21 protein-coding genes and 1 pseudogene are annotated in these 23,661 nt (G+C 45.5%); 21 read left to right on the top strand and 1 reads right to left on the bottom strand.

Annotation, left to right across the window (positions count from 1 at the left end; translation table 11 throughout):
• Positions 1–87 precede the first annotated feature (87 nt).
• From ACR65F_RS04285 to ACR65F_RS04220, 14 genes and pseudogenes are all read left to right on the top strand, one after another.
• Positions 88–2,310 (top strand): ribonucleoside-diphosphate reductase subunit alpha, encoded by a 2,223-nt coding sequence (locus ACR65F_RS04285; RefSeq protein WP_440503397.1) that lies wholly within the window; start codon positions 88–90, stop codon positions 2,308–2,310.
• Complete coding sequence (locus tag ACR65F_RS04280; protein WP_440503396.1) at positions 2,295–2,744, top strand: flavodoxin; 450 nt, start codon at positions 2,295–2,297, stop codon at positions 2,742–2,744. Before ACR65F_RS04285 ends, ACR65F_RS04280 begins: the two co-directional genes overlap by 16 nt.
• Entirely contained in the window at positions 2,714–3,751 is a 1,038-nt protein-coding gene (locus ACR65F_RS04275; protein WP_039042682.1) for a ribonucleotide-diphosphate reductase subunit beta, read from the top strand. The genes ACR65F_RS04280 and ACR65F_RS04275 overlap by 31 nt, the downstream gene beginning before the upstream one ends.
• 706 nt (positions 3,752–4,457) lie before the next feature.
• Positions 4,458–8,135: a nitrate reductase subunit alpha gene (locus ACR65F_RS04270; RefSeq protein WP_440503395.1), complete on the top strand. Its 3,678-nt coding sequence runs from the start codon at positions 4,458–4,460 to the stop codon at positions 8,133–8,135.
• Entirely contained in the window at positions 8,125–9,732 is a 1,608-nt protein-coding gene (gene narH, locus ACR65F_RS04265; protein ID WP_440503394.1) for a nitrate reductase subunit beta, read from the top strand. The genes ACR65F_RS04270 and narH overlap by 11 nt, the downstream gene beginning before the upstream one ends.
• Entirely contained in the window at positions 9,725–10,294 is a 570-nt protein-coding gene (gene narJ, locus ACR65F_RS04260; RefSeq protein WP_039042685.1) for a nitrate reductase molybdenum cofactor assembly chaperone, read from the top strand. Before narH ends, narJ begins: the two co-directional genes overlap by 8 nt.
• Positions 10,287–10,967 carry a respiratory nitrate reductase subunit gamma gene (gene narI, locus ACR65F_RS04255; protein ID WP_039042686.1) on the top strand — a complete coding sequence of 227 codons (681 nt, stop codon included), beginning with the start codon at positions 10,287–10,289 and terminating at the stop codon, positions 10,965–10,967. Before narJ ends, narI begins: the two co-directional genes overlap by 8 nt.
• A gap of 52 nt (positions 10,968–11,019) precedes the next feature.
• Positions 11,020–11,484: a GAF domain-containing protein gene (locus ACR65F_RS04250; protein ID WP_440503393.1), complete on the top strand. Its 465-nt coding sequence runs from the start codon at positions 11,020–11,022 to the stop codon at positions 11,482–11,484.
• Positions 11,481–12,566 (top strand): sensor histidine kinase, encoded by a 1,086-nt coding sequence (locus tag ACR65F_RS04245; RefSeq protein WP_369795208.1) that lies wholly within the window; start codon positions 11,481–11,483, stop codon positions 12,564–12,566. The genes ACR65F_RS04250 and ACR65F_RS04245 overlap by 4 nt, the downstream gene beginning before the upstream one ends.
• Positions 12,544–13,191, top strand: coding sequence for a response regulator (locus ACR65F_RS04240; protein ID WP_039042688.1), 648 nt, complete (start codon positions 12,544–12,546; stop codon positions 13,189–13,191). Before ACR65F_RS04245 ends, ACR65F_RS04240 begins: the two co-directional genes overlap by 23 nt.
• Positions 13,192–13,221: 30 nt before the next feature.
• Complete coding sequence (locus ACR65F_RS04235) at positions 13,222–13,746, top strand: hemerythrin domain-containing protein (RefSeq protein WP_039042689.1); 525 nt, start codon at positions 13,222–13,224, stop codon at positions 13,744–13,746.
• 63 nt (positions 13,747–13,809) lie between these two features.
• A pseudogene (locus ACR65F_RS04230) lies at positions 13,810–15,299 on the top strand (nitrate/nitrite transporter).
• Positions 15,300–15,367: 68 nt separating this feature from the next.
• Positions 15,368–16,387, top strand: coding sequence for a ThiF family adenylyltransferase (locus ACR65F_RS04225; protein ID WP_440503392.1), 1,020 nt, complete (start codon positions 15,368–15,370; stop codon positions 16,385–16,387).
• A gap of 7 nt (positions 16,388–16,394) precedes the next feature.
• Positions 16,395–16,907 (top strand): MogA/MoaB family molybdenum cofactor biosynthesis protein, encoded by a 513-nt coding sequence (locus ACR65F_RS04220; RefSeq protein WP_440503441.1) that lies wholly within the window; start codon positions 16,395–16,397, stop codon positions 16,905–16,907.
• Between the two features lie 24 nt (positions 16,908–16,931).
• Here the strand turns inward: ACR65F_RS04220 and moaC are convergent, their stop codons facing one another.
• A complete protein-coding gene (gene moaC, locus ACR65F_RS04215) occupies positions 16,932–17,426 on the bottom strand; it encodes a cyclic pyranopterin monophosphate synthase MoaC (protein WP_440503391.1) in 495 nt (164 codons plus the stop codon).
• 57 nt (positions 17,427–17,483) lie between these two features.
• Between moaC and ACR65F_RS04210 the strand changes: the two genes are divergently transcribed.
• The 7 genes from ACR65F_RS04210 to ACR65F_RS04180 are packed head-to-tail and all read left to right on the top strand — an operon-like array spanning position 17,484 to position 23,382.
• Positions 17,484–18,740, top strand: a complete 1,257-nt coding sequence (locus tag ACR65F_RS04210; RefSeq protein ID WP_440503390.1) for a molybdopterin molybdotransferase MoeA — start codon at positions 17,484–17,486, stop codon at positions 18,738–18,740.
• Positions 18,737–19,246, top strand: a complete 510-nt coding sequence (gene mobB, locus ACR65F_RS04205; protein ID WP_440503389.1) for a molybdopterin-guanine dinucleotide biosynthesis protein B — start codon at positions 18,737–18,739, stop codon at positions 19,244–19,246. The genes ACR65F_RS04210 and mobB overlap by 4 nt, the downstream gene beginning before the upstream one ends.
• Positions 19,233–19,679 carry a molybdenum cofactor biosynthesis protein MoaE gene (locus ACR65F_RS04200; protein WP_440503388.1) on the top strand — a complete coding sequence of 149 codons (447 nt, stop codon included), beginning with the start codon at positions 19,233–19,235 and terminating at the stop codon, positions 19,677–19,679. Before mobB ends, ACR65F_RS04200 begins: the two co-directional genes overlap by 14 nt.
• Positions 19,676–19,909, top strand: coding sequence for a molybdopterin converting factor subunit 1 (gene moaD, locus ACR65F_RS04195; RefSeq protein WP_039042695.1), 234 nt, complete (start codon positions 19,676–19,678; stop codon positions 19,907–19,909). Before ACR65F_RS04200 ends, moaD begins: the two co-directional genes overlap by 4 nt.
• A 4-nt stretch (positions 19,910–19,913) precedes the next feature.
• Positions 19,914–20,468: a molybdenum cofactor guanylyltransferase gene (locus ACR65F_RS04190; protein ID WP_440503387.1), complete on the top strand. Its 555-nt coding sequence runs from the start codon at positions 19,914–19,916 to the stop codon at positions 20,466–20,468.
• A gap of 4 nt (positions 20,469–20,472) precedes the next feature.
• Positions 20,473–21,489, top strand: a complete 1,017-nt coding sequence (moaA, locus tag ACR65F_RS04185) for a GTP 3',8-cyclase MoaA (RefSeq protein WP_440503386.1) — start codon at positions 20,473–20,475, stop codon at positions 21,487–21,489.
• A gap of 36 nt (positions 21,490–21,525) precedes the next feature.
• Positions 21,526–23,382 (top strand): SEC-C metal-binding domain-containing protein, encoded by a 1,857-nt coding sequence (locus ACR65F_RS04180; RefSeq protein WP_440503385.1) that lies wholly within the window; start codon positions 21,526–21,528, stop codon positions 23,380–23,382.
• The last annotated feature ends 279 nt before the right edge of the window (positions 23,383–23,661 follow it).

Genomic DNA, 23,661 nt, shown 5'->3' with positions numbered 1-23,661 from the left:
CTTTCGCAGGAAACGCCTTTGAATCGCGTTTTCTCAGCTCTTTTTTAATTGCTAAAATATGAGAGAAATTGGAAGGAGACGGTCGATATGACATTAACCCGTGAAACGAATGATACAACACGCGTGCTTGAAACTTTGCAGGAGGAATTTGGTGCAGAACGAATTGCTCCACTTACAGGAGCGAGTGACAAATGGTTTGCAAAACATCCAGGAGGAGCACTTGCTGAGTGGACAAATGCAATGGTTCTTGAAACGTTAAGTCTGATTGACGAAGCATCTAGCTACTGGACGTTCGTTGCAGCACGTCTATACTTGCAAAAATTGTATGCAGACCAGCAGCAACTTCGCGGGAAAGCTGTTTATTCGAACTTTGCGGGTCATGTCGCGTCTCTAGTTAAACAAGGTCTTTATACGGAAGACTTGGCGAAAAACTATACAACCGACGAATTGACAGCAATCGGGGCTCTTATACAACCTGAACGGGACAAGCTGTTTACATACATCGGCTTGAAAACACTGATGGACCGCTACGCAGCTGTCAACTACTCAAAAGTTCCTGTTGAGTTGCCACAAGAGCGTTGGCTTGTAATTGCAATGACGCTTATGCAACGCGAAACAGAGGATCGTATTGGGAAAATCGCTGAAGCGTATTGGGCGATGAGCAACTTGTACATGACTGTTGCAACACCGACACTTTCTAATGCAGGAAAACCACACGGTCAGCTTTCCAGTTGTTTTATTGACACGGTTGATGATTCATTAACGGGAATTTATAACAGCAACACGGATATCGCAAACTTGTCGAAATACGGCGGCGGCATTGGCGTCTATATGGGGAAAGTCCGTTCACGTGGATCATCCATCCGTGGTTTCAAAGGTGCTTCCAGCGGAGTCCTCCCTTGGATCAAGCAATTGAATAACACTGCGGTTAGCGTAGATCAGCTCGGACAGCGTCAAGGCGCAGTAGCCGTCTATCTAGATGTTTGGCATAAAGATATTTTCACGTTCCTTGACTTGAAATTGAATAACGGTGACGAACGTCTTCGTGCACATGATATTTTCACTGGCGTTTGCTTGCCTGACTTATTCATGGAAGCTGTCGATGCTCGCGCAGATTGGCACTTGTTTGACCCACACGAAGTTCGTACAGTGATGGGGTATTCACTCGAAGACTCTTACGATGAAGCAAAGGGTGCTGGAACATTCCGTGAGCGCTATGAAGCGTGTGTGAATCATCCTGAAATTTCAAGAGATTCCGTCCCGGCGATCGAAATCATGAAACGCATCATGCGCAGCCAGCTTGAAACGGGCACACCTTATATGTTCTACCGTGATGAAGTAAACCGTGCAAACCCGAATAAGCACGCAGGTATCGTGTATTCAAGTAACTTATGTTCAGAAATCATGCAAAACATGAGTGCCACTGAATTTGAGTCCGTCACATTGGAAGATGATATCGTTGTGACTCGTTCAAAACCAGGCGACTTCGTAGTTTGTAACTTGTCGTCAGTCAACTTAGGTAAAGCTGTCCCTGCAGGTGTATTGGAGCGCTTGATCCCAATTCAAGTTCGTATGCTCGATAACGTAATCGATTTGAATAAGATTCCGGTTGTCCAAGCGCAGCGTACAAACAGCCGTTATCGTGGAATTGGACTTGGGACTTTCGGATGGCATCATCTTCTTGCACTGGAAGGAATTCAGTGGGAGTCAGACGAAGCGGTTGAATTCGCAGATCGTCTGTATGAACAAATTGCGTACTTGACGATTCGTTCTTCTATGGAAATTGCTGGCGAAAAGGGAGCGTATCCATTGTTCGAAGGATCCGATTGGGAAACAGGAGCGTACTTCGACAAACGCGAATACGTTTCAGACGAATGGAACGAGCTACGTAAAAACGTTGCGGAAACAGGAATTCGTAATGGTTATCTGATGGCGGTTGCACCGAACAGTTCAACATCCGTCATCGCAGGTTCTACAGCATCAATCGACCCTGTGTTCAAACCGTTCTACCATGAAGAGAAGAAAGACTATAAATTGCCGGTCATTGCACCGGACTTAGACCATAATACGTACGATGTTTACCGTCGTTCTGCATATATTGTCGATCAGCGTTGGTCGATTAAGCAAAACGCTGCGCGTCAGCGTCACATTGACCAATCGATTTCATTTAACTTCTATGTACCGAATAATATCCGTGCTTCTGTATTACTTAATCTTCACTTGCAAGCTTGGAAATCAGGAATGAAAACAACGTATTATACTCGTTCAACAGCTTCAGAAATCGAGGAGTGCGAATGGTGTCATTCTTAATTGCCTATGCTTCTTGGAGCGGCAATACTGCAGAAACTGCGGAATTGATAGAAAAGACATTAGTGGCTAGCGGTGCATCAGTTCAGATGCATCGCATCGGCATAGGACCCGTACCAGATTATCGAGATTTTGACGCGATGATTGTCGGATCGTTTACATGGGACCAAGGCTCAACGCCTGACGAAGTGAAAGATTTCGTACTGGATGTCGGCGTAAAGCCGGATCACGTGTACGTATTTGGAACGGGAGATACACAATTCGGTGGCGATGATCTGTTTTGCAAAGCAGCCGTGAAATTAGCTCGTTTTTATAACTCAGCGCTTGAGCCGCTGAAAATTGAACAAAGCCCGCGTGGCGCGCAAGAGATCCGCGTGACAGACTGGGCAGAAGGAGTGCTAGACCATTGGAAACACTTACACGAGTTAACGTACTAAATCCAACAAATCCAAACAAAGCAACCGCGATTTTCGGCGGGGAAGCAAGTGGTATCCTGAACTGGAACAACTTGGCACATCCGCATTTCTATACATTGCGTCAGCGAATCCGTTCATTGTTCTGGACAGCCAATGAAGTAGATTTGACACAAGACGTGAAGCAATTCGCGAACCTTTCTAAATTAGAGCAAGACGCATTCTTGAAGATTATCGGCCTACTTGCAACGCTTGACGGTCCACAGACGGTCGTTGCGATGAAAATCGCTGACTTTGCGACAGATCCATCCGTCAAATCGATTATGGCAACGATCGCTGACCAGGAAAGCGAGCACAACCATAGCTATGCATACGTCCTGTCTTCCGTGACAACATATGACAAGCAAGTGGAGTCATTTGAAATGGGACGGTCAGACGAAGTATTAATGAAGCGAAACGAACGCATTGTTGAGATTTACAATGAATTCGCAACGAATCCAACGATTGAAACCGTACTAAAGGCAATGGTTTACACAACGTTGCTTGAAGGGCTATTTTTCTATAGTGGATTTGCGTTCTTCTACAACCTAGCTCGCCATCAAAAGATGGTAGGTACCTCGACGATGATTTCGTACATTAATCGTGATGAGCTGCAGCACGGAAAAGCAATTAGCGATATCTTCCGTGCGGCACTTGCGGAAAATCCTGAGTACAATACAGAAGAATTTACGGAATGGATCTACGACCAGTTCCGTCATTCTGTGGAGCAGGAAACGATTTGGAGCCGCTACGTGCTTGCTGATATCGATGGCATCGACTTGGATGAAATGGACGGCTATGTCAAATACCGTGCCAACAAAATGCTTCGCATGCTCGGACTCAGCGAAATCTATCCGGAATTCATCGACAATCCTATGAAGTGGATCCGTGCTTATACGGACAATTTCGATGGAACGAAAACAGACTTCTTCGAACAAACTTCCCGTCAATACGTGAAAACGAGTGATTTAAACGGATTCGACGATCTATAAATAATGGAAAAGCCAAGTGTTCAGCATATTGCTGATCGCTTGGCTTTTTTTATGGAGTAAATTCAAGGAGACGAAAAGAAAAGCCCTGAATGACTCCGAGTAATCCCTCACAACAATCGCATTGTAGTCAAGTAGTGATCAACTCATCAATCTAGTGTAAAACGAGATGATTTTGATAGTTAACCTACTCTGGACGATGGAAAACTCTCTTCAATTGAAGTGGAACTTGGCTGATTTGACCGATAACACTCAAAAATGTGTAGTGACTCATTCTTGCAAGAGCATTTCTTCGAAACTTACCGACTATCCCCCCTCCATTTCCCTAAGTCCATCGGGAAAATGGTCAAAAATCTTGGTGTGAAATAGGACTTACCCTCATATATATCTGGAGAATTCATCGATATACTCAAATTAAGGCACAATACATTTCTTTAAAAAGTAATGGGAATTAGGGGGCGATGGACATAAAACTATCCATGCCAATACACTCCTAATTAGCGCCGATACGTCTTTCCCGAAAAGGGAAGAGACTAAACTGATACTTTATATCAATATTCTAGATGTGAAAAAAGAACTGAATTTAGTAATAGGGAAAACCCTAATGGAAAATAGTCAGAATACATTATAGGATAGAAATATAGGAAAATTCTAGAATGTATCATCATTGCACATCTTGTTGGTCATTAGGAAGGGAGCATGAAATTCAATGAAGAAAACGAAATTCAATTTGAATTACTTCAAACCGGTTGAAAAGTATTCAGGCAATTGGTCTGCGCTAGAAGAAAAGAACCGTGATTGGGAAAACATGTACCGTCAACGCTGGTCGCATGACAAAGTAGTCCGGACAACACATGGAGTGAACTGTACAGGTTCATGCAGTTGGAAAGTGTTCGTCAAGAACGGAATCATTACTTGGGAGAACCAACAAATCGACTACCCTTCCTGTGGCCCGGATATGCCGGAGTTTGAACCGCGCGGATGTCCACGTGGAGCATCATTCTCTTGGTATGAATATAGCCCGCTTCGTATTAAATATCCGTACATCAGAGGGAAGTTGTGGCGCATGTGGGGACAGGCGCTGACAGAGCATAAAGATCCTGTTAAAGCATGGGCTAGCATTGTAGAAGATCCAGAGAAATCGACAGACTATAAACAAGCTCGCGGAAAAGGAGGTCACGTCCGTATTCATTGGCGTGATGCAACAATGCTCATCTCCGCACAACTCATTTATACGATTCAAAAGTACGGACCTGACCGAATTGCAGGCTTTACACCAATTCCGGCGATGTCGATGGTCAGTTATGCATCTGGTGCTCGCTTTATCTCCCTTATTGGTGGGGAAATGCTCAGTTTCTACGATTGGTATGCAGATCTTCCGCCTTCTTCACCGCAAATTTGGGGTGAACAGACAGATGTACCAGAGTCGAGTGACTGGTTCAACGCAGGATACATTATCATGTGGGGATCGAACGTTCCGTTAACACGTACACCGGATGCTCACTTCATGACTGAAGTTCGTTACAAAGGAACAAAGGTCGTCTCGGTTGCACCAGATTATGCGGAAAGCGTTACACATGCGGATGACTGGATTGCAGCGAACCCAGGAACGGATGCAGCTGTTGCTCAAGCGATGACACATGTCATTCTTGATGAGTTTTATGAACAGCGCAAAGAGCCGATGTTCTTGAATTATGCTAAACAATATACAGACATGCCATTCCTCGTCTTTTTGGATGAACACGAAGGGGCATATAAAGCAGGTCGATTCCTGCGCGCAAGTGATATCGGTCAAGAATCGCAGCACTCAGAGTGGAAACCGGTTATTTTGGATGAAAGCGTCAATGAAATCATCGTTCCGAACGGGACAATGGGTCAGCGTTGGGAAGATGACGTCAAATGGAACTTGCTCCTCGACAAAGAAGATGGTACTCGCGTAGAACCTGCATTGTCCATTGCGGATGCAGATGCAGAGTGGAAAGAAATTCATTTCCCATTCTTCGATAATTTATCGAACGGTGTCTTCACACGTCCGATTCCAACGAAGGTACTTACGATGGCAGACGGCACAACAAGACGCGTCGCAACTGTTTACGACATCATGCTCAGTCAATATGGTGTGAATCGAATCGGCAGCGAATTGGAAGCAAAAGATTACTTCGACAAATCGTCTATCTATACACCGGCGTGGCAAGAGAAGATTACGAGTGTGAAACCGGAACTTGTCGTCCAGATTGCTAGGGAATTTGCACAGAATGCACTGGATACAGGCGGACGTTCAATGATCATCATGGGTGCAGGGATTAATCACTGGTTTAACAGTGATACGATTTATCGCGCAATCTTAAATTTAGTGACGTTAACAGCTTCGCAAGGTGTGAACGGTGGAGGTTGGGCTCACTACGTCGGACAAGAGAAATGTCGTCCAATTGAAGGGTGGAGTACAATCGCCTTTGCACGGGACTGGCAAGCACCGCCACGTCTGCAGAACGCGACATCCTTTTTCTACTTCTCGACAGACCAATGGAAGTATGAAGAAGCTGGCACTCAATCCCTTATGTCACCACTTGGCGGGGACGCTAGATATGAGCATCCGGCAGACTATAACGTACTTGCGGCGCGCCTAGGATGGCTTCCTTCCTATCCACAGTTCAATAGAAACAGTCTACAACTGACGGAAGAAGCAGCGAAAGAAGGAAAAACAACGACACCTGAAATTGTAGAGTATGTGAAGGAACAACTGACTTCCGGAAAAATGAACTTTGCAGTGGAAGATCCGGATGCACCTGAAAACTTCCCGAGAAGCCTATTCGTGTGGCGCTCAAATCTAGTGTCTAGTTCAGCGAAAGGTCAAGAATACTTCATGAAGCATTTATTCGGAGCTTCTGATGGGTTGCTTGCGAAGCCGAACGAACGCATGAAGCCTGAAGAAATCGTCTGGCGCGAAGAAGTTGAAGGGAAACTCGACTTGCTCGTTGCACTCGATTTCCGTATGACAACAACGCCACTATATGCGGATATCGTTCTTCCTGCAGCAACTTGGTATGAAAAAGTAGATTTGTCTTCAACGGATATGCACCCATTCGTTCACCCGTTCAACCCGGCAGTGGATCCACTTTGGGAATCTCGTTCAGACTGGGATATTTATCGATCCATTGCAGAAACGTTCTCAGAAATGGCGAAAACTCATTTACCGGGTGTGTACAAAGATCTCGTCACTTCTCCACTTGCTCATGACTCAATTCAGGAGATTGCCCAGCCACACGGGGACGTGAAAGATTGGAAGAAAGGCGAAGTTGAAGCAATACCAGGGAAGACGATGCCGGGCATGACAATCGTGGAGCGTGACTATACAAAAGTCTATGACAAGTACGTCACACTCGGTCCGCTTCTATCGACAGGGAAAGTCGGAGCACATGGTGTCAGCTTCTCAGTCGCTGAAGAATACGAGATGATGAAAGGCATCAACGGTGTCTACGAAGACGACACCATTAAGGACGGCTTGCCGAAACTGCACACAGCGAAGCATGCGGCTGAAGCGATGTTAACTCTTTCATCCGCAACAAATGGTCGTGTTTCTCAAAAAGCGTTTGTATCAGCGGAACACGACACAGGCGTCGAGCTGAAGGATATTTCAGCAGACCGTGCAGCAGAGCGATTCACATTCGCGAGCATCACAGCACAGCCACGTGAGGTCATTCCGACACCAGTGTTTAGTGGATCCAACAAACTTGGACGGAGATACTCACCATTCACAACGAATATCGAACGGATGGTACCGTTCCGCACACTCACTGGACGTCAGCATTTCTACTTGGATCACGAATTGTTCTTGGACTTTGGTGAAGCATTACCGGTATATAAACCGACGTTACCACCGCTCGTACTTGGACCGCATGATCGACCGGTCGCAGGGACAGAGGATTCACTGGTGTTGCGTTACTTGACGCCACATGGCAAGTGGAACATCCACTCGACGTACCAAGACAATCAGCACATGTTGACGTTGTTCCGTGGAGGACCAACTGTATGGATCTCTGATGTGGATGCAATAGCTCACGACATCGACGATAATGCTTGGCTTGAAGTGTACAACCGGAATGGTGTCGTAACAGCACGTGCTGTAGTCAGCCACCGGATTCCTAAAGGCACAATGTTCATGTATCACGCACAAGACAAACACATTCAAGTTCCTGGTTCAGAGATTACGGAAGAACGCGGAGGCAGTCATAATGCACCAACTCGTATCCATATGAAGCCGACCCAAATGGTAGGCGGTTACGCACAACTCAGTTATGGATTTAACTATTATGGACCGATTGGAAACCAACGTGACGAATACGTAGCCGTCCGTAAAATGAAGGAGGTCAACTGGCTTGAAGATTAAAGCGCAAATCGCAATGGTGATGAACTTGGACAAATGCATCGGCTGCCATACGTGCAGTGTGACATGCAAAACGACATGGACGAACCGCGAAGGTGCTGAATACATGTGGTTCAACAACGTGGAAACGAAACCTGGGATTGGCTATCCGAAACGCTGGGAAGATCAGGAAATCTACAAAGGTGGATGGAACTTGCGAAACGGAAAATTGGAGCTCAAGTCGGGCTCCAAGCTGTCCAAGATTGCCCTCGGGAAGATTTTTTACAATCCTGATATGCCTGAGATGAAAGACTACTACGAGCCGTGGACGTACGACTATGAAAAACTGACGACTGCTCCGGAAAGTAAGCATACACCGGTTGCACGTGCTAAATCGGTTATAACAGGCGACTATATGGATCTAGAGTGGGGTCCGAACTGGGAAGACCAACTAGCAGGAGGTCACATTACTGGACCGACTGACCCGAATATCCAAAAGATCGAAGAAGAGATCAAGTTCAACTTTGAGCAAGCGTTCATGATGTATTTACCCAGATTATGTGAGCATTGTTTAAACCCGAGTTGTGTAGCATCTTGTCCTTCAGGCGCTATGTACAAACGGGATGAAGACGGAATCGTACTCGTTGACCAAGAAGCGTGCCGAGGATGGCGCTATTGTATGACGGGCTGTCCGTATAAGAAAGTGTACTTTAACTGGAAAACAAATAAAGCCGAGAAATGTACATTCTGTTTCCCTAGAATTGAATCTGGACTGCCTACTGTATGTTCTGAGACATGTACAGGAAGAATCCGTTATCTAGGCGTTTTGTTGTATGATGCAGACCGTGTACTAGAAGCCGCAGCAACTCCAGATCCGAAAGACTTGTACAAAGCACAATGTGATTTGTTCCTTGATCCGAATGATCCTGAAGTCATGGAGCAAGCACGAAAAGATGGGATTTCAGAAGACTGGATTACAGCAGCACAAAATTCACCCGTGTATAAGCTTGCGATCGAATACAAGCTCGCATTCCCGTTACACCCTGAATATCGTACATTGCCAATGGTTTGGTACGTGCCACCACTAAGCCCAATCATGAACTACTTTGAGGGGAAAGATTCCATCCAGAATCCGGATATGATCTTCCCGGCAATTGAAGAGATGCGGATTCCGATTCAGTACTTAGCGAATATGCTGACAGCTGGAGACACGGAAACAGTGAAAGGGTCCTTGCAGCGTATGGCGATGATGCGATCATTCATGCGTGCGCAATCCTCCGGTAAAGACTTTGATGAATCCAAACTGGAACGCGTCGGATTGACGGCATCTTCAACAAAGAAGATGTACCGCCTCCTTGCGATTGCGAAATACGAGGATCGATTTGTTATTCCGACTTCCCACAAAGAAGGACAGATGAATGTCTATCGATCACAAGGTTCAGCTGGTTACACAGATATGGGGACGTACGGTGAAGCTGCACAATCCGATAACTATAGCTATTCAGTAATGGGATCCAATGGTAGTTGTGATGGATGTGGACCTGCATCACCAAGTGCTCCTGTAAAGACAGGTAAGGAAATTTATGAAGAGAACTTCTATGGGGGGATCTGGCGTGATTGACTTAGACCTTCTCTACGAAAAGAAACAGATCTTCGGATTCTTTGCGAAGCAATTTTCATATCCCGACAAAATGACGTTTCATCCGAGTGTGTTGGAAGGGTCGCTGAACCCTTCCGATCCTTCCTATAAAGAGGTCAAAGAGTATTGGGATAAGATGCAAACGTACAGTCTCGATGAAATCCAGGAAATGTACACGTACACGCTGGATTTTCAAAAAGATGCCACGTTATTCATGACCTATGTGAAATATGGTGATTCCAGAGAGCGTGGTCAAACACTGGCTCGTCTCAAAGTGTTGTATGAAATGTTCGGTCTTGTCATGCCGGATAGTGAACTTTCGGATTCGTTGCCGCTCATGTGTGAATTCATCTACGCCGCTGAATGGAAAGGAGATCCACGTGCGCAACAAAGTTTCTCCATGTTGTTAGCTGTCCTTGAAGATGGTTCTTATCATTTGATGAAAGCGTTAGAAAAATACGAAAGCCCGTATCATTCGCTTGTGAAAGGGATGAGAGAAGAATTCAAAGCATGTATCCGCCGGGAGGTTCCAGCCAATGACTAGTCAATTTCTATGGGTGATTTTCCCCTACCTCTGTATTGCAGTATTCATAGTCGGACATATTTTTCGCTATAGACACGATCAGTTTGGCTGGACGGCGAAGTCCAGTGAATTCATCGAAAAAAGGCAATTGATGATTGGGAGTTTGCTATTCCATATCGGGATATTCCCTGTTATTCTGGGTCACGTTGCGGGGCTAGGAATTCCAATGGAGTGGACGCGTGCAATGGGAGTCAGTGACCATATGTATCACATCGGTGCAGTATGGGGCGGCGGATTTTTCGGAGTCGTGACGCTCGTTGGAATGATTATTTTGACAAGTAGACGGTTTACGAATAGTAATGTCCGTCATTTGTCATCCGCTTCGGATTTGATTGTGAATTCGTTCTTGCTGTTTATTGTATTTATCGGTGTATACAGTTCACTGATTACGAACACTACGACACCGGGATTTGACTACCGTGCGACGATCTCAATCTGGTTCCGATCCTTGCTCATTCTACAGCCTCAAGCTGAGTTCATGGCATCCGTTCCTATTGCATTCAAGCTGCATATCCTCACAGGTTTTCTTATTTTTGCAATGTGGCCCTTCACACGCCTCGTTCACGTATGGAGTGTGCCGTTGAATTATGTAGGTAGAAGTTATATTCTTTACAGGAAGGATAAGAGAAACTGATGAAGAGAGAGGCGTAGTGAGCCCTTTCTCAAGTTAGAGGGGGGGATGTCTCATGGAAAGCCAGTCAGCATTTAATTACCAGCAGCAAGTTGAAGAGATTCGTCTTGCAATGGCGTGTGATTTCGTCGCATTGGCACTTGTGCAACCCGAGGAGCGGCACTTTCAAATTCGTTGGGAGTACGCATCTGGGAATTTGAGTCAACGTTTTCGACGCATTGTTCTCCATTCTGGAAAAGGCGTTGCAGGGATTGTATTCAAGACAGGTAAACCGATGTACGTACCGGATGCTCAGAAATATTATAAAAAAGAAGATTTATATAACTATCCAATTCTTATAGCAGAAGAGCTTGAAAGTTTCGCAGCAATTCCTTTGTTTAAATACAACCGTGTGAAGGGGATCTTGCTAGCGGGGTGTCGCAAGAAGAATAGTATGTCTGTTGAGAAGTATGAATTGTTGCAATCCCTAGTTGCACCGACATTCGGACCTTATTACAGTGAGGAGTTGACCGGGAATTGAATGGAATTAGTCAAAGTGGCATGAGTAATCTGTTAGAGCAGCTATATGAAAACTCCACAGAAGCTATATTCTTCTTCAGCCTTGAGGGTAGCGTTCTTTCGATGAACAAAGCTGCTGAAAAAATTCTCGATCCTCAGGTCGCTCAACTCATGAAATCTGGAAGTGCAGATGCAATCTGTATGGCGTGCAAAGGATTCACAAGTGCTGAAGAAGAACAGACATGTATTTCTTGTTATATGTCAGATCCGAATCGGAATATCCCTTCATTTCAAGTGTTTCTGGAAACAGTTGGTCGAGGTATTGTTCCGTATACAGGAAGTATTCAAATGATCGATGAGGAACAAGGAATTCGCGTGTTCATGCTTCGGGATTTGACGGAGCAATTCAAAACGTCTGAAACCGTGCATCAAAAGACCCTCGTCAAACGAGTCATTAAAGCACAAGAAGATGAGCGCAAGAGAATCTCCCGTGAGTTACATGACAGTGTGGCTCAAGAGATGCTGAGCTCTTTAGTTGACCTTCGCGTGTTGAAGTACATGAATGTGGAAGATGATGTATTGAAAAAGGTTAGACAAACAGAAGGATCACTTATGCGTCTACTCGATGATATCCGCCATCTATCGGTTCAGCTAAGACCGGCAACGTTGGATGACTTAGGGTTAGAAGCAGCATTCCGCACACACTTCAAATGGACTGAAAAAAATTATGGACTTCTCGTCCATTTCAAAAGCAATATGCACTCTCAACGATTCGAAGGTGAGATTGAAACCGTCGTCTACCGAGTTTGTCAAGAGGCTGTATTCAATGCATTGAAGTACGCAGATGTTGATGAAGTCGATGTCGATCTTTTATTGTCTTCAGATGAGTTGACACTTACTATTTGCGATTCAGGAGTGGGATTTGACTCGAATTCGCCGACGTACAAAGGGACAGGGCTTGGATTATTTGGGATGAAAGAACGTGCGGAGTTGGTGGATGCTACTTTAACGGTTCAAACAGGCATTGGAAATGGAACGACAATAATACTCACCGTGCCTCTAAAGAAGGAGGAAACGGACATTGAAAATAATCATCGCGGATGATCACGCAGTCGTAAGAAGCGGCTTCATGCACATATTGAATTTCCAACGGGATATGGAAGTCGTAGCAACAGCCGCGGATGGCTTGGAGGCTTATGATTTAGTCGCTAAACATAAACCGGACGTACTTTTGATGGACTTGAGCATGCCTCCTGGAGAAAGTGGTTTGATCGCCACTGGGAAAATCAACGAAGATTTCCCAGACACAAAAATTGTAATTTTAACGATGTATGACGACGAAGAATATTTGTTTCATGTGTTGAAAAACGGAGCATCCGGATATGTATTGAAAAACTCACCGGACGAAGAATTATTTACAGCGATTCGTACAGTTTATGACGGCGGTACGTACATTCAACCATCTATGGCGACTTCGCTAGTTCGAGAGTTTGTAAAAAAGGATGGAGAGCAAGTGGAAACAGATCCATTTAAAATTCTCTCAAAGCGTGAAATTGAAGTGTTGCCACTCGTTGCAAAAGGATATGGGAACAAAGAAATTGCTGAAAAGCTATATATATCTGTAAAAACAGTGGAAGCACATAAAGCGAAGTTGATGGAGAAGTTAGACTTGAAGAGTAAACCAGAGCTAGTTGAATATGCGCTTAAGAAGAAGTTCTTGAATTTCTAAAACTGGTTTAGTTGAAACGGAGGCTTCGTCATGGAATCTAAGCGATTCAAATTCGATTTGCCTGCGTTGCAGGTATTGGAAAACGAGCATCAGTACTTGAAGTATTTAATGGATAATTGGCATCCGATTGTTCTTGGATTCGAACGAAACATCTACTCACTTGAAGAGGCTCGTGAAGCTATTGCCTCATTGCGGAAAGCGCTAATTGAGTTTATCGAACCGTTTAAGAATCATACAGAAAAGGAAGAAGATATTTTGTTTCCTGTGCTTGCGCAATATATAGGAGGCGATCAGGGTCCAGTCAAGGCAGTTGAAGAAGAGCATGAAGAGCTGGATGCCTACATCGGACATTTCCTTCACCATACACGAGGTAGTCTGGATGACCTGTCATTGAAAGATCTTGAAGCCGTAGCAAAAGACGCGGGAGAAGCTTTTGAAGCAATTACTGTGCATTTCATCAAGGAAGAATCGATTGTTTTTCCGATGGTAGAATCCATGTTGCGTATTGAACAACAAGACGCGTTATTCGAAAAGTTATATACACCAATTTTGTAAGGTAAACAGGAAATACCTGATCTACAAGAGCCTTTCATTCCCTATAGAAATGGACTGATATGGATGATTAAAAAAGTGCAACTGCCGTTACAAACGGCAAACTTAGTCGTAGGTTTCATGGTGTGGGTGCTCATTTCGTCACTGCTTCCGTTTATTCGTGAAGACGTTGCGATTCCAGCATCACGTGTTGCGATAGTCACTGCAGTTCCAGTCGTTCTCGGTTCGATCTTGCGAATTCCGCTTGGCTATTACGCAAACGTTTTTGGAGCAAGGATTATCTTTGCAGTGAGTTTCATCTTGTTACTATTTCCAGTGTTCTACATAAGTGCTGCATCATCGTTCACGGACTTAATCATTGGCGGTACGTTCCTAGGTATCGGGGGTGCTGTGTTCTCTGTTGGGGTTACTTCACTGCCGAAGTACTATCCAAAAGAAAAACATGGTTTGATCAACGGAATCTATGGAATGGGGAACGTGGGTACAGCCGTTACAACGTTCGCTGCACCTGTTTTGGCGGTACAGTTTGGATGGAGTGCTACTGTTAAATTCTATCTGATTCTACTGCTTGCGTTCGCAGCATTGAACTTCGTACTCGGTGATCGCAAAGAACCTAAAGTGAAGACATCGATGATCGGACAAATTAAAGGTGTCTATAAAAATGAAAAACTATGGTTCTTCTCGTTATTCTATTTCATCACTTTTGGAGCGTTTGTCGCGTTCACAATCTTCTTGCCGAATTTCCTGGTCGATTACTTTGAGTTGGAAAAAGTGGATGCAGGAATGCGGACAGCAGGATTTATCATCGTAGCAACACTATTTCGTCCAGTGGGCGGATGGCTTGCGGATCGCTTCCAACCGTTGTTCCTATTGATGGGTGTTTTCGCAGGACTGACATTCGCTGCGGTTCTACTCGCATTCTCCCCATCGATTCTTCTATACACAGTCGGAATCATGCTCATTGCCCTAACTGCTGGTATCGGAAATGGTGTTATTTTCAAACTAGTTCCGTTTTACTTCAGTAAACAAGCAGGAACAGCAAATGGTATTGTATCGATGATGGGTGGTCTCGGTGGATTCTTCCCACCATTACTCTTATCTGCGGTGCATTCAATGACAGGGTCGTACTCAATTGGGTTCATGGCGTTTGCCCAATTTGCACTCGTAAGTCTAGTCCTCGTCATCTGGCTCTATTACATGGACCGTCTGTCTACTGCAAAAGAAGTATTTGACTCGACAGGTTCAGGGATTCTTGTCACCGATGCATCTGGAAAGATTTTGTCGGTCAATCCTGCCTTTACTAGATTGACAGGATATCCTTCAGATGAAGTCATTGGGAAAACCCGAATGTCCTCAGTTCAGGCAAGCAATCCAAGGAGTTCTACACATCTATGTGGAGCGTCATTGGGAACGAAGGATCTTGGCAAGGAGAGATATGGAACAAACGGAGAGATGGTTCTGAGTACTTAGAGCTGTTGACCATCAATGCCATTAAAAATAATGATGGTGACGTAACCCGTTACGTTGGGACATTCAGCGATATAACCAGAGCTTAAAACGGGGACGGCCGGTCTAATCGACTGGCGGTCCTCTGCTTACTTTAAGCGAAATGAAGGTGCGTATTTTGAAACAACGATACTCAAGACAAGTTTTGTTCAATCCAATTGGAGAGACAGGACAACGGAAATTGGAAAACTCCCATGCGTTTGTCCTCGGATGTGGGGCACTTGGGTCGGCAATTGCAGAGACACTTGTGCGTGCGGGTATTCAGAAACTGACGATAGCGGATCGGGATTACGTAGAGCCTTCGAATCTGCAAAGACAACAACTGTTCACAGAGCAGGATGCTGTTCAAGGCGTGCCGAAAGTAATTGCAGCAGAAGCAAGACTGCGTGCGATTCGTAGTGATGTGACACTGGTTCCGTTACTTGACCATGTTGATGGGCAACTTCTGGAACGATATGCGCAGGATGCGGATATCTTATTGGATGCGACCGATAACTTTGAGGCTAGATTATTACTGAATGACTTCGCGTGGAAATATAAGATTCCATGGGTGTATGGAGCGTGTGTCGGAAGCTCCAGTAGCGTATTTCCATTCATCCCGGGTAAAACGCCTTGCTTCAGATGTTTGTTGCCAGTACTTCCTTCTGTCAATGAAACCTGTGATACTGCGGGCATTATTGCACCAGCTGTTCAACTTACAGCTGCGCACCAAAGTACAGAAGCGCTAAAATGGTTAACAGGGAACCAAGAAGCGATGCGTACAAAATTGCTACACACAGATATTTGGCATAATACGCAAGTGGAAGCGGGCATCACACGATTGAAGAAGGAAGCGTGTGAAACATGTGGAAGTACTCCTACATACCCGTCCTTGAATTCCGAGTCAGGCACGAACTACGCCGTATTGTGCGGTCGGGAAACGGTTCAAATCATCCCGGCAGCTGAGCGTAAGTTGACTGGAGAAGATGTCTATCGCGTTGCGGAACGTCTCGGGACAGTGGAAAAGCATACCCCATTTTTTGTTGAGTTTTACGCAGAGGGATATCGTTGTGTGGGGTTCTCAAATGGAAGACTGCTCATTCATGGGTTGAAGGATATGCGGAAAGGGCGCAAAATCTATCATCAACTGTTCGGATAAGGGGAGAATCGATGTGTACAAAGAAAACTCAGAGATGAAAAGGAAATTGAATGTGTGTGTATTAACAGTGAGCGATACACGTACGGAGGAAGATGACAATAGCGGAAGATTAATTAGAGAAAAGGTAGAGGAAGCGGGACATAAAGTGATTGCCCGAGTCATTTGTCCGGATGATAAAAACGCGATCTTGAAAGCGGTGGAATCGTGGATTGGCAAGAAGGATGCGAATGCGATTATCATCACTGGCGGAACCGGCATCAGTTATCGGGATGTGACAATTGAAACGATCCGTCCATTTTTCACGAAGGAATTAACCGGTTTCGGAGAGTTGTTCCGCTACATTAGTTACGCAGAGGATGTTGGCTCGAAAGCGCTGCTAAGCCGTGCAGCTGCTGGAGCTGTCGGAGAAAAAGTCCTGTTTGCGTTACCAGGATCCGTAAAAGCAGTTGCGCTTGCGATGGATCGCCTTGTTATGCCGGAGCTGCTGCACATTCACTATGAGTTGACGAAGCATTTATAAGGGATACAAAAAGACGGAAGCGAGTTACGCATCCGTCCTAGTATAATCCCCGTTTTTCCCACCAGTTTTAGATTGAAGCATCGTGGGGCCGATGACCATCTCTTTACCAGCTGCTTTACACATGTCATACACCGTTAAGGCAGTCGCTGATGCGGCTGTGAGTGCTTCCATTTCAACGCCGGTGAGTCCTGTTGTTTTCACTTCTGCGCGAATGAGTACTTCATAGTGTTGCATAGATTCATCGATATTCCATTCAAATCGAATATCGACACCGGTTAGAGGAAGTGGATGACACATTGGAATGATGGTTGCCGTATTTTTAGCTGCCATAATCCCAGCGACTTGTGCCACTGCGAAGACATCGCCTTTTTTATTTTTACCGTCTTTAATTTGATTGTAAATCGTGTCATTGACAAGGATGGATGTGCTCGCAACAGCAGTGCGTGATGTAATAGATTTGTCGGATACATCGACCATCCGTGCACGTCCTTGGTCATTAAAATGAGTGAGTTCAGACATTCGAATCATTCCTTTCAACTCTGATACACTCAGTATAACAGAAGAAAGCAGGTGCTTTTGGTGGAGATGAGAAAGCCGATCCCAGTAGCTGAAGCAGTAGCGCAAGTAATGAGTCACGTTCAACGATTAGGAACCGAATCGATTTCATTGGAACAGTCTATGAGCCGTATTTTAGCTGAACCGATTGTTGCCCGCCATAGCGTACCTCCGTTTGATCGATCACCTTATGATGGTTTTGCTATCCGAGCGAAAGACAGTGAAGGGGCATCAGGTGAACATCGTGTGCCATTTACGGTTATTGGTGAGATTGGCGCGGGCTACGTAGGAGAACAACCTGTGGGACCTCACGAAGCGTATAGAATTATGACAGGTGCTCAAATACCTGAAGGCGCAGACGCTGTTGTAATGTTTGAACAGACAGTAGAAACGGCAGAAGGCTTTACAGTGAGGAAACCATATGAATCTGGGGAAAACATCTCTTACAAAGGAGAAGACGCTGCGGAAGGCGAGTTGCTTATTGCAGCAGGAACTCTCATTCATGCAGGTACGATTGCATTGCTTGCGACTTTTGGATATGCAGATGTAGCGGTTTATCGGCAGCCAGTCGTCGGGATTTTATCGACAGGAACAGAATTGTTGGACGTATCGGATGATTTAGTGCCAGGTAAAATCAGAAACTCTAATGGTCCTATGGTGAAAGGGCAATTACAGCGACTAGGCGTACTATTTAGATCATATGGCACTTCTTCAGACGACTTGGATGCATGCACAGAAGTGATTGAGCGTGCCCTGCAGGAAACGGATACCCTCATTACAACAGGTGGCGTTTCAGTCGGAGATTTCGATCATTTACCTGCAATCTATGAACGGTTAGGCGCAAAAGTGTTGTTCAACAAAGTTGCCATGCGCCCGGGAAGTGTGACGACGGTTGCAGTCCTAGGGGACAAGTTCTTGTTCGGACTTTCGGGTAATCCATCTGCTTGTTTTACAGGGTTTGAATTGTTTGCGCGTCCTGCCTTGCTTTCAATGATGGGATGTACGGCACCATACCTGCCCTATTTAAAAGCCAAATTAGCAGAAGATTTTACAAAACCGAATCCGTTCACTCGATTTGTCCGCGCGGTTTGGCAAATGACTGAAAAGGGTGTAACTGCAGCTCCTGCAGGATTCAATAAATCCAATGCGGTGTCATCTATTGCGAGAGGAAACTGTCTAATTGTATTACCAAGCGGTACGAGAGGGTATTCTACAGGCGATGAAGTAGATTTATTGCTAATTGGCGCTGAACAAGGTGTGGAGGATTGGGTGCTTTGAAGACCCTCCATATTGTTGGCTATAAAAACAGCGGAAAGACGACTCTGCTAGAACGTTGGATCAGTGTTGTGAAAGCGAAAGGGCTCACGGTCGCTGTGTTGAAGCACCATGGCCACGGGGGACAGATTGAGCTGCCTTCTATAGAAACGGATACCAGCCGCTTTTTCGATAAAGGCGCGGATGCGACACTAGTGGCTGGCGGCGGCAGTGCTCAGCTTTTATTGAACAATGAGCCCCCCTTTGGAGCATTAAAAGCGCTAGTTACATACGATTCACCAGACGTGTTGCTGATCGAAGGCTATAAGGATGAGCGCGGCGCGAAGGTTGTTCTCGTTCGCAGCTGCGAAGACTGGGATACATTGCAAGAACTTGAAGGAGTTCGGCTTGTTATTGGAGAGGTTGCGCACAGTGAATACTCGACTATCAAAGATCGCGGTGATTCGATGCAACTCGATAACTGGTTCACGGATTGGCTGAATAAGGAGGATCATTATGAAACCATTTGAAGTAGTGGAAGCACCGATTGATGCGCAATTATACTCCAATTACGTCCTGCATGCGGGTGCAGGCGCGGTCACGTTGTTCACGGGGCACGTTCGGGAATGGACCCACGGCGTACGGACGGTCTATTTAGCTTACGAAGCTTATGTACCAATGGCGGAAAAAAAACTCGCTGAAATCGGTGCGGAAATGGAAGCGAAATGGCCAGGGGTCAAAGTTGCGATTGCGCATCGCATCGGAGAATTGCACATATCGGATATTGCTGTTGTGATCGCGGTTTCATCTCCGCATCGAAAAGCAGCTTACGAAGCAAATGAATACGCAATTGAGCGCATTAAAGAAGTTGTTCCCATCTGGAAAAAAGAGATTTGGGAAGACGGCGAAGAATGGCTAGGCGCCCAAAAGAAATATCCTGACAAGGGAGTGGATTCTGTATGATTAGCATTCAATATTTTGCCAGACTTAGAGAGCTTGCTGGAAAAGGTCAAGAAACGCTGGACCGTGAGCAGATGACGGTGCAAGAACTGTTGGACTGGGCTGAAGAAACCTATCCCGGGTTTGGAAAAGACGATATTCAAGTGGCGGTGAATGAAGAATATGCACTTCCTGAAGACGTCATTCATTCAGGAGATGAATGTGCTTTCATTCCACCAGTCAGTGGAGGTTGATGTCATGATTGGTATCGTATTAGCAGGGGGTCAGTCGAGACGGTTTGGTTCAACAAAGGCATTCGCAACTTATAATGGAAAGTGCTTTTACGAGTATACGATTGCTGCGTTAACGCCCCATTGCACGCAAATTGTAGTCGTTGCTAGACCAGAAGACGTTGACCGGTTTCCTAGTACATTGCATGTCGTCACGGATTTGCAGGAGTTTGCGGGACAAGGTCCTCTCGCAGGGGTTTTAACGGGAATGAATACCATTCAAAGTGATTGGTATGCGGTGCTGCCGTGTGATGTTCCGTTTGCAGATGACTCTATTATTCGGAAATTAATGAACCATAGGGTGGGCAATATGTCCGTTGCGATTGAAGAAATCGGCAAGTTACATCCGCTGCTCTCCATTTGGAGCAAGGAGGCGGAACCGATGATCCGCTCTTCGCTCGAGATGGAGAACAGAAGTGTCCGACCACTCATTCATCATTGGGTGGATGGACAGGCGTTATTGGAAAAGAAGCCATCGCTTTTTGATAATGTAAACAGGCCTGGACAACTTGAGGGGAGATGACAACATGGAGCCAATAACAGATAAGTTTGGTCGTCCGATTCGTGACTTGAGAATATCCGTGACAGACCGCTGCAACTTCAGATGCTCCTATTGCATGCCGAAAGAGATCTTTGGGGACGATTATGTGTTCCTACCAAAAAGTGAGTTACTGTCATTTGAAGAAATTGAAAGGCTTGCGCAACTCTTTGCGAAGATGGGCGTGAAGAAGTTACGGTTAACGGGTGGAGAACCACTCATGAGACGAGGACTTCCTGAACTTGTAGGGAAACTGATGCAAATTGAAGGAATTGAAGATATTGGCCTCACGACAAACGCCGTTTTACTCGGTCAATATGCAAAGCCATTATATGACGCGGGCTTACGCCGGTTGAATATTAGTCTGGATGCACTGGATCCGGAGTTATTCGGGGAGATGAACGGTCGAGGCGTGAAGCCTGAAGTCATACTTAAAAATATCGATAAGGCTCACGCTTTAGGGTTTACTATAAAAATGAACATGGTCGTGAAAAAGGGAGCCAATGAGCAAGAAATCTTGCCCATGGCTCAATACTTCAAAGAGCGCGGTATCACGTTGCGATTCATTGAATTTATGGATGTTGGAAATGACAATGGTTGGAGTTTTGAGAAGGTCGTGACGAAGAAGGAGATTTTGGAACGTTTGCAAGCTGTCCATGATCTTGAGCCGGTTGAGGAAGAGTATTATGGAGAAGTGGCGAAGCGCTGGCGCTATAAAAACAATGGAGCCGAGGTTGGTTTCATCACATCGGTATCCGAGTCGTTCTGTTCAACGTGCACACGTGCTCGTCTTTCGTCAGAAGGTAAGTTATTTACGTGTTTATTTGCGTCAGAAGGATTCGATGTCCGCGCGCTTATACGTGAGGGTGCTACAGACGAAGAACTTGCTGCAGCTGTAACGGGCGTATGGGAAAACCGTGCAGATCGTTATTCGGATGAACGTACGGAACAAACTGTGAAAAATCGTAAAAACAAAAAGATTAACATGAGTTACATCGGGGGCTGACCAACAGCCTCCTTAAATAGTCGGGGTGATTTGAACATGACTGGAAGAAACGAACCATGCCCATGCGGCAGTGGGAAAAAGTATAAAAAATGCTGTGGGAAAGTTGGCGATGATCTGCTTAGTGCTGTCGTCAATGAAGAGCTCGATCGTATTCTTAGTCAATTTTTCGATACATATCCAACAGGGGACAAGCGGGAATCCATGATGCGTCTCATGCGTCAGTGGGCTGAAAAACTCCGTGGCAGTTGGGAACCGGCACATATAGAAGAGGCGGCTTCTGAATTTTATTTATTCATAGAAGACAATTCACAATGGAAAGAGTATATCCGCAAGCAACAAATCGCTGCGGCCCGTGGAACGGTACAGGACGTTCTTAAGAAGTGGGAAGAGCCGTTTATGCTACTTGGTGAAATTACAGCGGCGAAGCCAAATGCGTTGGAGATTACAAAGTTATTGACTGGCGATGTAATTGAATTGGCGCGTATCGAAGGGATGCCTGCAGATGAAGGTACATTAGTGTTTGGCGTTGTACTTCCGGATGCCCGCCGTGGTGACAAGTCGATTGCTCCGGTTTCATCTATGCTGTTTTTAGCTAAATGGAGCAAACAGACGAAAAAATCATTGCTTGAGCTATGGGAGAAATCATCTGATCAGTCACCTGCAGAATTCGTCCGCAAGCATACGCTTCAAATCTATGAACTGCTCGTGAAACGCAGCATGGCTTCGATGAATGAAATGATTGAAGATGTGCTTGCGCCGGCACAGTTGACTGCATTGAAGCAGCTTGACGAACATCTTGCGAAAGCAGATGAGCCTGCAGATGTCAGAGAAATGCTTCAGAAATTGGCGGTTGCATACTTTTTGAATACCGAAATGACAGAGGATGCTGAATTGGATGTGTCTGCGTTTGTACAGGCATCGCTTCAAGTCGGTCAATCATTATCACTGGTCAAACAAGAGGCTATGCTTGAACCGGCAGAAGATCCGGACGCGGTTGACCGCTTCTCGAAAGAGTTGAGAGAGTTATATGAAGCGATGATGACAGATGGAGATGCTGCAGCCGCTGCTATCTACGAGATTGGTACAGACCCAAGACCAACAGAATCGGAGTTATGGGAAACGGCGATGACGACTTCAGGTGTTGTTGAACCTGAGCGACGTCCAGGGGTGGATGAAGGACGTGCACAGCGACTTGCTTATGAAGCGTTTGGCGCAGAAGACGAAGAAACGCGCCGGAAATTAGCCGATTCGGCGTTGTCCATTGTACCGGACTTGTCTGATGGGCTATTGCTGAAAGCGGAAACAGAAAAGGATGCAGAGAAGGCGAGCGAGCTCTATGAGCGGGCAATCCGAGAGGCGAGTAAACGTTTTGAAGCGGGCGAAAATCCGTGGCAAAACATTCCCAATCGACCGTTCATGCGGGCGGCATTTGCATACGGTACGCATCTGTTCATGCACGGAGAGTTCAACGAAGCCGCCGAGGTGTTCTTGGATCTCGTCCGCATGAATACGACAGACAACCAAGGAGCTCGCTATGAAGCGATTGCTTCGCTGATCCACGCTGGACGCTTCAATGAAGCAGGAGAGTTATTAGTTCGCTACGAGCGCGGTTCTGAAAATGATGCCACGTATTTATACTTGGATTGGAAGCTCGAAAACGAAGCATCTGGTGGCGAGTCTGAAGAAGAGGCAGATATGCTGAAGAAAGCATCTGCAGTAAATGGCAACGTCATGCACTTGATGGCGTTCCGTGCTCAAACGATTGAATATCCACGCCAACAGCGTCTCGAACCTGGCAGTAAAGAGGAATCGCGCTATATTTGGTTGTTGTTGAATGGACCGAGTGGTTTGAAGGAAACATTGGAAAAAAGTAAACAAGGCGCTGCTAATTAATCTTTTCCGATGGAGAATGGGTATACATTTGATTGGTAAAGGGCACTTAGTGCAAAACCTTCTCTCAGCATTTGGTCATTAATCTTGGATAGCCATAAGCGATGGGAAAGTGCTCATAAATCATGAAAAGTGATCATAACTCTTGGGAAATGCTCATAACTCTTGAGAAGTGCTCATAAATCATGAAAAGTGATCACAACTCTGGGAAAGTGCTCATAAATCATGAAAAGTGATCATAACTCTTGGGAAATGCTCATAACTCTTGAGAAGTGCTCATAA

It is taken from the genome of Sporosarcina sp. SAFN-010 (assembly GCF_059415065.1).
This window is presented reverse-complemented; position numbering and strand designations above follow the sequence as displayed.